Genomic DNA, 8,791 nt, shown 5'->3' on the forward strand with positions numbered 1-8,791 from the left:
CTTTCAGCTCGCGTGGCGCAGGAGGGCTTCCTGGTTCAGTTCGTGGCGCCCGAGCTCGGCCGAGACCCGGCCGCCGCGCATCACCAGGACGCGGTCGGCCATGCCGATCAGCTCGTTGAGCTCCGACGAGATCATCAGGACGGACATGCCGCGCTGCACGAGATCGCCCATCAGCGTGAACACGTCGGCCTTGGCGCCGACATCGATGCCGCGGGTCGGCTCGTCGAACACCAGGATGCCGGCCCCGCTCGACATCCAGCGCGCCAGGATGACCTTCTGCTGGTTGCCGCCGCTGTAGAAGCGGACCGGCGTGGTGGTGGTGGCCGGGCGGATCTTCAGGTCGGCAATGTAGCGCTGGACCTCCTCGCCTTCCCGCCGGTGCTGCAGGGCCGACCAGGGTGAGCGGTTGCTGAGCCAGGGCAGCGACAGGTTGGGGCCCACGGTGAGCATCGGCACGAGGCTCTGGCGCCGGTCGCGGGTGAGCAGGCCCAGCCCTTGTGCGATCGCATCCGCCGGCGTGCGGATCGCCCTGTCCTGCCCGTTGATCCGGATGCGGCCCCGGCTCTTCTGCAGGCCGAACAGGGCGGCGGCGACCTCCTCCTGCCCGGCACCCATCAGGCCAAAGATGCCCAGGATCTCACCCTGGTGCAGGGTGAAGGACAGATCCTGGAGCGTCTTGCCGGCTGCCAGGCCCGCCACCTCCAGGGCCGGAGCACCCTTAGATACGGCTGGCTTGGGGAACTGGTCCTCCAGCGAGCGGCCGACCATCATGGAGATGCAGCGTTCCTCGTCGGCCTCGTCGGGCAGGATCGTGCCGACCACGCTGCCGTCCCGGAGCACGGTGACCCGGTCGGCGATCATCGGGATCTCGGCCAGGTGGTGCGAGATGTAGATCATGCCCACGCCGCGGTCCTTCAGGCGGCGGATCACGGCGAACAGGCGCTCGCGCTCGGCATCGGACAAGGCCGAGGTCGGCTCGTCCAGGAGCAGGATCTCCGGGTTCCATTCCAGCACCCGGGCGATCTCGACCAGCTGCTGCTCGGCGATCTGCAGCCGGCCGACCTCCGCACCCGGGTCGATCGCGACGCCCAGGCGGCCTACCGCCTCGGCGGCCAGCTCGTGCGCCCGCTTCCAGTCGATCTGGCCGAACCGGTTGGTCGGCATGCGGCCGAGGCAGATGTTCTCGGCGACGGAAAGGGCCGGCACCAGGCTCAGCTCCTGGTGGATCAGGCCGATCCCCAGTGCCTTGGCGCTGTCCGGGGTGAGGCCCGCCACCTCGTGGCCGCGCACCACGATCCGTCCGGCGGAGGGCGTGTACTCGCCGGCCAGGATCTTCATGAGCGTCGACTTGCCGGCCCCGTTCTCGCCCAGCAGCATCTGGACCTCGCCGGCCAGCAGCTCCAGCGAGACGCCTTTCAGCGCCTTTACGCCCACGAAGGTCTTCTCAATCGATTCCAGGCGCAGGAGGACCGGCGCGCCGGCCGGAGGCGCGGCGGACGGGTGGAGGGCGGTCGCGGTCACGGACTGTTCCAGGAGGGCCGTATTCTGTCCGTCGTCATGGCCGGGATCAGCCCCGGCCATGACGAGCGAACGACGTCATCATCCGCGCAAGGGCGCTCAGCCGGCCTTCTTGCAGTTGGCGCGGATCGTGTCCCAGTCGATGTCGGGCAGCTGCGGGTCCGGATAGAACTCGCGGGCATTGTCCACGTAGACGGTGCGCGGGCGGATGTCGAACTGGGCCGGGGTCTCCTCCTGGCAGGCCAGCTGCACCGCGAACTTGGTGCCGAACCAGCCCCAGTCGGCGAAGCCGTGGGTGGTCTCGGCGATCAGCCGGTTGTTGGCGATCTGGTCGACCGATTCCGGCGTCACGTCATTGGTGAACACCGCGACCTTGCCCGAGCCCGATTCATGCGGCTCGTTGGCCAGCTGCAGGCGGTTGGCGTTGCCCAGCGCCAGCATGGCACCCAGGCCCATCTCGTTGGATGCGGCCCAGATGAAGTCCAGGTCCTGCCCGGCACTCTGCATGAAGTCCTCGGTGCAGCGCGTGGCCTTCTCGCGGTTCCAGTCGGCCGCACACGGATTGCCCACGATCTCCACGTTCGGGAACTGCTTCATGACCTCATGGAAGCCGTTCAGCCGCGCCGTGGAGAAGAAGCCGCCGGCGACACCCTCGATGATGACACCCTTGGCCTTGATCTTGGCCCGCTCCTCCTCGGGCAGGTCGGCATAAGTCTTCTGCCAGAACTCCAGGTCGAGATAGTCGCCGGGCTTCACCTCGACCTTGTCGCCGGTGCCGAGCACGCCGGGCCCGCCGAAATAGTCGGCCACCGAATAGGCGCTGACCATGCCGCCCTGGGTGTTGTCGAAGCCGATATAGGCGGCGATATCCAGGCCCTCGATCGGCTCCAGCAGGTTCACCACGATCACCGGGATGCCGGCCTCGCCGGCCGCGGCCAGGGCCGAGCGCACCGTCTGCACTTCCGAGGGCGAGACCGCGATCACGTCGACCCGGCGCTGGATGAAGTCCTCGATGATGGCGACCTGATCGGCGAACGCCAGATGGCTGGTGGGGGCGCGGGTGATGACCTCGACGTTGAAGCCATGCGCCTTGGCGTCCTGGGCCGACTTCTCGAAGAAGTCGGTGGCGGTCTTGAACACGCCGGTAATGTCCGGCGGCGCCCAGCCGATCGTAACGGTGACCGGTTCCTGGGCCTGTGCCGTGCCGAGTGCCGCCATGCCCAGGAGCGACGTCGCCATGCCCATCGCGATGGCCGTCTGCCTGATGATCGCCTTCATTCGCCTACCGTCCCTGATCTGGCGCAGCCATGTCGTGGCCGGCCACCGGCTTGGTGCCGGTCGTGGCCGCTGCCTGCCCTGCGCCGGGGGAACCTAGGTGAATCGTTCAACGATGCAACCGGAGACGGCAGACGTCGGCGTCTCGCCGTGTAGTCGGTTGCCGCACTGCAACTCGCCCCGACTTGCTCCGGCCCGGCGGCTGCACGATCTAGGCGCATCGGGCTGGGCACATCAGAATGCGGCCGAGCGCACCGGGCCGCGCATGGCCCTACCGCCGCAGGGAGGAGATCCGTCATGTCGAACGGCAAGCATTTCGTTCCGCCGGGACCGCTCGGCTTCGGCGGGGCACCGCTCGGCAACATGTTCGCCGAAATCTCCGATGCGGACGCCGACGCCACCCTGACGGCGGCCTGGGACGCCGGCATCCGCCATTTCGACACGGCCCCCCATTACGGCTCGGGCGTGTCCGAGCACCGCTTCGGCCATACGCTGCGCCGCTACCCGCGCGACCAGTTCGTGCTGTCCACGAAGGTCGGCCGGCTGCTCCGCCCGGACGCGAGTAAGGCCGGTCCACAGGGTCCGTTCGTCAACTGCATGCCGTTCCGCAGTGACTACGACTACACGGCCGACGGGGTACGGCGCTCGCTGGACGACAGCATGCAGCGCCTGGGCATGGCGCAGATCGACATCGTCTACATCCACGACTGTGCGGAGGACCATCACGGCCCGCAGTGGAAGGAGGCGTTCAAGACCGCGATGGAAGGGGCAGCGGTGGCGCTCACCCGGCTGCGCGAGGAGGGAGTGATCCGCGCCTGGGGCTTGGGCGTGAACCTGGTCGAGCCCTGCATCCTGGCGCTGGAGCAGGCCGACCCGGACGTGTTCCTGCTGGCCGGCCGCTACAGCCTCCTGAACCAGCCGGCGCTGGACGAGTTCTTCCCGCGCTGTGCCGAGCGCGGCGTCCATGTGGTGGTGGGCGGCCCCTATAATTCCGGGCTGATCGCCGGCGGCACCACCTTCGAGTATGCCGAAGCACCGCCGGACAAGGTCGCCGCGCGCGACCGGCTGCGCGCGATCGCCGAACGCCATGGCGTCGACCTGCGGGCGGCTGCCCTGCAGTTCTGCGCGGCCCATCCGGTGGTGGCCACGGTGATCCCCGGCACCAAGAACGCCGAGCGGGTCCGGCAGAATGCCGAGCTGATGCGGCAGCAGATCCCGTCAGCGTTCTGGCAGGAGCTGAAGGCCGAAGGCGTGCTGCCGGACGCGGCACCAGTGCCGGCGGGCTGAGCGGGCAGCCGCCCGGCCAGAGCCCGCTTCCCATCGACGTCGTCGCCTGAAAGGCGGCCGGGCAGTGCGTCCGGCCGCCTGTTGCCGTGCGCGATCATCAACGCTGGCCCGCTTCTGGGGCCATGTTCTCGCTGCTCTCATTATAGCCAAAGTTATAATCGACTATAACTTCAAAGTATTCAGATATATAACTCGAATCAAAACAACTTGACTTGAATGTGAAGATCCATACTTACTTGTAATTATCCTGATGCGGCACCACTAGGTGCCTGCTTGCGATGATGCTCGGGCGGCGCCGATCGCCCGGGGCCTCATGCATGATCTTCCCTGGGCCAGTGCGTGTCCGCCGGGGAGATGCGCGTCTTGCCGCGCCTTTCTCAAGGACGAGGATATGGATCGGAGAACATTCTTCACAGGAGGTGGCGGCGCCATTGCCGGAACGGTCGCCGGTTCCGCCCTGCCCGGAGCGCAGGCGGCCGGCTCAAGCAAGCCCTACGGCATCCCCGACATCGCGGTGCTCGACCAGGACGGCCGGGAATACCGGTTCTACGACGACCTGATCCGCGACCGGGTGGTACTGATCAATTTCTTCTTCCAGAGCTGCGGTGACACCTGCCCGCTGGTCACTGAGAACCTGCGCGCCGTGCAGGATGCGCTGGCCGGGCGGATGGATCGGGACATCTTCATGTACTCGATCACGCTCCAGCCGCATTTCGACCGGCCGCACATCCTCAAGGACTATGCCGAGCTCTGGGAGGTCAAACCGGGCTGGAAGTTCCTGACCGGCGAGTCGGACGACATCGAGCGGCTGCGGCGTTCCCTGGGCTTTGCCAGCCTGGACCCGGAATACGACCTCCAGCTCGACAACCACACCGGGATCCTGCGCTACGGCAATGACCGGCTCGGCCGCTGGGCGGCCACCGCCAGCCTCGGCAGGCCCGCCTGGATCGTCAAGGCGGTGACGTCGATCGCGGATGTCGCCTGAGCCGGGCTCGTCCCTGCCGGCATTTCCGGCTGCTCTGTCCTAATTTTCCCCAAGGGATATTGCTCGATGCTGACCACTACCGAGCGTGCAGCCCGACGCGCACGCGAACTGCTCAGGGAGATCCAGGCCGAGAAGCTCAGCCGGCGTGATCTCGCCCGGCTCGGCCTGATCGCCGGGAGCGCCTTCTATTTCCGCGGCGCCTCGCTGCGTCAGGCACTGGCCGCCAGCTCGGCCAGCCCGCGCACCACGCCGTTCGAGGAGCGGCTGCCGATCCCGGAGCCGGCGGAAGAGGACAGCAGCTACCCCTACAACGAGGCGGACCACCAGTACTGCTCGTCCCGCTTCCCGATGCAGAAGATGTATCATCTGCGGGTGCGCGAGCGGAAGCACCGGTTCACCAAGGACCTGCGCAGCCCGGTCTGGAGCTATGGCGACAATTTCGGCGGCCCGATCATCGATGCCCGCTACGGCCAGCCCTTCTGCCTCCATATCGAGAACGACCTGCCGTCCGCCGACAAGCACCAGGGCTTCGGCCACCCGGAGATCGCACCGCACCTGCACAACTTCCACACCGCGTCCGAGAGCGACGGCGGCCCGTGGAACTGGATCCCGCCCAAGAAGAACCCCTCGGGCAAGCCGAACTTCCGCAACCACCACTACTGCATGGCGCGGGCCGGGTTCACCACCACCAAGGGCATCCCGGCCAAATGGGTCGACCCGGTCAATGGCGGCGACCTGCGCGAAACCCTGTCCACCCTGTTCCTGCACGACCACCGGCCCGAGTTCACCGCGTCCAACGTCTACAAGGGCCTGGTCTGCATGGTCCGGATGTTCGACGACGACGACACCGGCGACGAGACCACCGGCTGGCAGCTGCCGAGCGGCGATTATGACGTGCCGCTGATCCTGGCCGACAAGCGCTTCGATCCGGACAGCGGCGAACTGGTATTCAACCAGTTCGCGCCGGACGGCTATCTCGGCGACAAGTTGACGGTGAACGGCAAGGTCCAGCCCTTCATGCCGGTCAAGCGCCGCAAGTACCGCTTTCGGATCCTGAATGGCGGACCGTCGCGCTTCTACCGCCTGGTCCTGCGCAAGGACGGCGCCAACCAGCCTTTCCACCAGATCTCGGAGAGCGGCAACCTCTTGCCGCGGACACGCAAGGACATCACCAGCCTCGAGCTCTGGGTGGCCGAGCGCGCCGACATCATCATCGACTTCAAGAAGTTCAAGAACGGCGACCGGGTCTATCTCGCCAACAACCTGGTGATGATGGAGGACGGCCGCGGCATCGACCGGGGCAAGTCCACCCACCCGGATTCGGTCAGCAACCAGCTCCTGGAATTCCGGGTCCAGGCGGTCGCCGAGGATCCGAGCCGGGTGCCGAACGCGTTCCGCCCGCTGCCCTCGGTCAACCTCAACGAGGTGGTCAAGGTCCGCGAATGGGAGTTCGGCCGCAAGAACGGCATGTGGCACATCAACGGCAAGCTCTGGGACCCGGACATCGACCATGCCCCGGAGTTCCTGCTCAACCCGCCCGACAAGGTGCGCCGCAACTCGGCGGAGATCTGGCGCTTCCGCAGCACGTCCGGCGGCTGGGACCACCCCATCCACGTCCATTTCGAGGAAGGGATCATCATCTCCGAGAATGGCCGCCAGATCGCGGCGGAGGATCGCTACCGCACCGACATCTACCGCATGGGCGGCACGCGGCGGATCGACGAGATGGAGGTGTTCATGCGCTTCCGCGACTTCCCCGACCCGGACTATGTCAACAAGAACAGCGACAATGGCCGCTACGTGATCCACTGCCACAATACGCTGCACGAGGACCACGGCATGATGGCGACCTGGAACATCGTGCCCTAGGGCGGTTCCCGATCAGGTAAAGCCGCCTGATCGGGAAGAAATCGCGCCATGTTCCATGGCCAGGGCATGTTTCTCCAGTCCGGATCATTCCAATCCGGGCTGAATCTGCTCCGGCCCCGGGGGCACTGCCAGCTCCCATCCGATCATTCCTGGGACGACCCGCCCGGCACTGGCTGCCAGGCGCAAGGATACACACGCCTTGAGGAGGGCAGATCATGCTTCGCAACCTGTTGCTCGGTGCCGCGGCTTTGGCGCTCGTGGCTGCATGGACACCGGCCAGCGCCCAGGTGGCGCTGCCTGATGTCGAGCTCGAAGGGCCGATGACGCAGGTGAGGGTCTATGCCAAACCGCGGACCGAAGTGGGGCGCTCCGTCATCGGTGAGATGAAGGTGCTGGGCGCCACGGTGAAGGTGCTGGCAAGCGCCCTGGTGCACACCCCCACCGCGAGCTCCACCGATACCGAGACCGCCACAGAGTTGCTGCGCGGTTTCACCGCCCAGTCGGACCCGATGCCGGGCCGCACCCAGGGCGGCTTCATCGGCGGCACCGCGATCGTCATCGGCGAGAGCGTGGATGGCATCGTCTATGCCAGCGACGTGTTCACCGACATGTTCGAGCATGTCGTGGTGGGCGAGGCGACCGGCCGCGTCGATGTCGATGGCAGCGGTGTGAAGAAGATGACCGTCAACGGCATGGCGATCGTCCGCCTGACCGACCCGCGCATGCCGGCCGGGCGGCCGATCAACGGCTTCGGGCTCCGGATCAGGCCCAACAGCATCACCCCCGGCACGCTGGTGTCCGCCGAGGGCTATTTCATCCGCGACCAGAACACCCTTTATTACCACACGCTGGAAGCCGACAGCGCCGAGCTGTTCAATACCGAGACCACCCAGGTCAGCATCATGCGCGCCGACTGCCGGGTCCGCGGCGGCGGGCGCGACGAGATCGAGGTGCGCGGCGGCACGGTCAATCCGGCCAATGCCACCGTGCAGATCCGGATCCCGGACCCGACCCCGAACAACCCGAACCGCTTCACCGCGGTCGGCCTCGTCCAGGCGGTGCCGGACAACACGGTGAACCCGCCGCAGGGCCTCTATCGCGCCGACTTCCGCAACCTGACCATCCCGGGCGGCGTCTGCCCGACCCGGGTTCGCGCCGTGATCCTCGCCACCTCGCCGGGCGCGCTCAACCAGGCCACCGCCACGGCGGACATGACCGGCCGCTGAGCCAGACGGAACTCCGTGTTCTTGCTGCGGTTGGTCGGGCAGGTCCCGACCTGCCACTGTGAGAAGCACCGATGCCGATCCCTGCCACTTCCGCTCGCCCGTCCAACGGCGTGGTCGTGGTGACGGGCGCCTCGGCGGGGGTGGGGCGGGCGGTGGCACACCGCTTGGCCCGGGATGGCTGGCGGATCGGCCTGTTGGCGCGCGATGCAGCGGCCCTGGAGGCCGTGCGCGCCGAGGTCGGGCATCTGGGTGGTCAGGGCCTGGTCCTGCCGGCGGACGTGGCCGATCCCGGTGCGGTGTACGCGGCGGCCGAGCGGGTCGAGCGGGAGCTGGGCCCCATCGACGTCTGGATCAACGACGCGATGGTCACCGTGTTCTCGCGGTTCTGGGACCTCGCGCCCGACGAGTTCCGCCGGGTGACCGAAGTGACCTATCTGGGCTTCGTCCACGGCACCATGGCGGCCCTGCGCCACATGCGGCCGCGCGACCGCGGCACGATCGTGCAGGTCGGCTCCGCCCTGGCCTATCGGGGCATTCCGCTGCAGTCGGCCTATTGCGGCGCCAAGCACGCGATCCGCGGCTTCACCGACAGCCTGCGCACCGAACTGATCCATGACGGCAGCCGCATCCG

At 67.3% G+C, this 8,791-nt stretch carries 7 protein-coding genes; 5 read left to right on the forward strand and 2 right to left on the reverse strand.

Going from position 1 to position 8,791, the window contains the following annotated elements:
* Positions 1–3: 3 nt before the first annotated feature.
* Together VNS22_RS14550 and VNS22_RS14555 are read right to left on the reverse strand one after the other, a co-directional pair.
* The gene (locus tag VNS22_RS14550; protein WP_325733612.1) at positions 4–1,521 is read right to left on the reverse strand and encodes a sugar ABC transporter ATP-binding protein; all 1,518 of its coding nucleotides are present in this window, start codon (positions 1,519–1,521) and stop codon (positions 4–6) included.
* 96 nt (positions 1,522–1,617) lie between these two features.
* Positions 1,618–2,796 (reverse strand): sugar ABC transporter substrate-binding protein, encoded by a 1,179-nt coding sequence (locus tag VNS22_RS14555; RefSeq protein ID WP_325733614.1) that lies wholly within the window; start codon positions 2,794–2,796, stop codon positions 1,618–1,620.
* A gap of 294 nt (positions 2,797–3,090) precedes the next feature.
* On the opposite strand from VNS22_RS14555, the gene VNS22_RS14560 reads away from it, so the two are divergent.
* The 5 genes from VNS22_RS14560 to VNS22_RS14580 all read left to right on the forward strand — a co-directional run.
* A complete protein-coding gene (locus tag VNS22_RS14560) occupies positions 3,091–4,080 on the forward strand; it encodes an aldo/keto reductase (RefSeq protein ID WP_325733616.1) in 990 nt (329 codons plus the stop codon).
* 391 nt (positions 4,081–4,471) lie between these two features.
* Positions 4,472–5,065, forward strand: a complete 594-nt coding sequence (locus VNS22_RS14565) for an SCO family protein (protein WP_325733618.1) — start codon at positions 4,472–4,474, stop codon at positions 5,063–5,065.
* Between the two features lie 66 nt (positions 5,066–5,131).
* A complete protein-coding gene (locus VNS22_RS14570) occupies positions 5,132–6,934 on the forward strand; it encodes a multicopper oxidase family protein (RefSeq protein ID WP_325733620.1) in 1,803 nt (600 codons plus the stop codon).
* A gap of 215 nt (positions 6,935–7,149) precedes the next feature.
* Positions 7,150–8,160, forward strand: coding sequence for a hypothetical protein (locus tag VNS22_RS14575; protein WP_325733622.1), 1,011 nt, complete (start codon positions 7,150–7,152; stop codon positions 8,158–8,160).
* Positions 8,161–8,231: 71 nt separating this feature from the next.
* On the forward strand, positions 8,232–8,791 hold a 560-nt coding region (locus tag VNS22_RS14580), incomplete at its 3' end, for an SDR family oxidoreductase (RefSeq protein WP_325733624.1).

This window comes from Geminicoccus sp., assembly GCF_035556675.1.
Lineage (GTDB): Bacteria > Pseudomonadota > Alphaproteobacteria > Geminicoccales > Geminicoccaceae > Geminicoccus.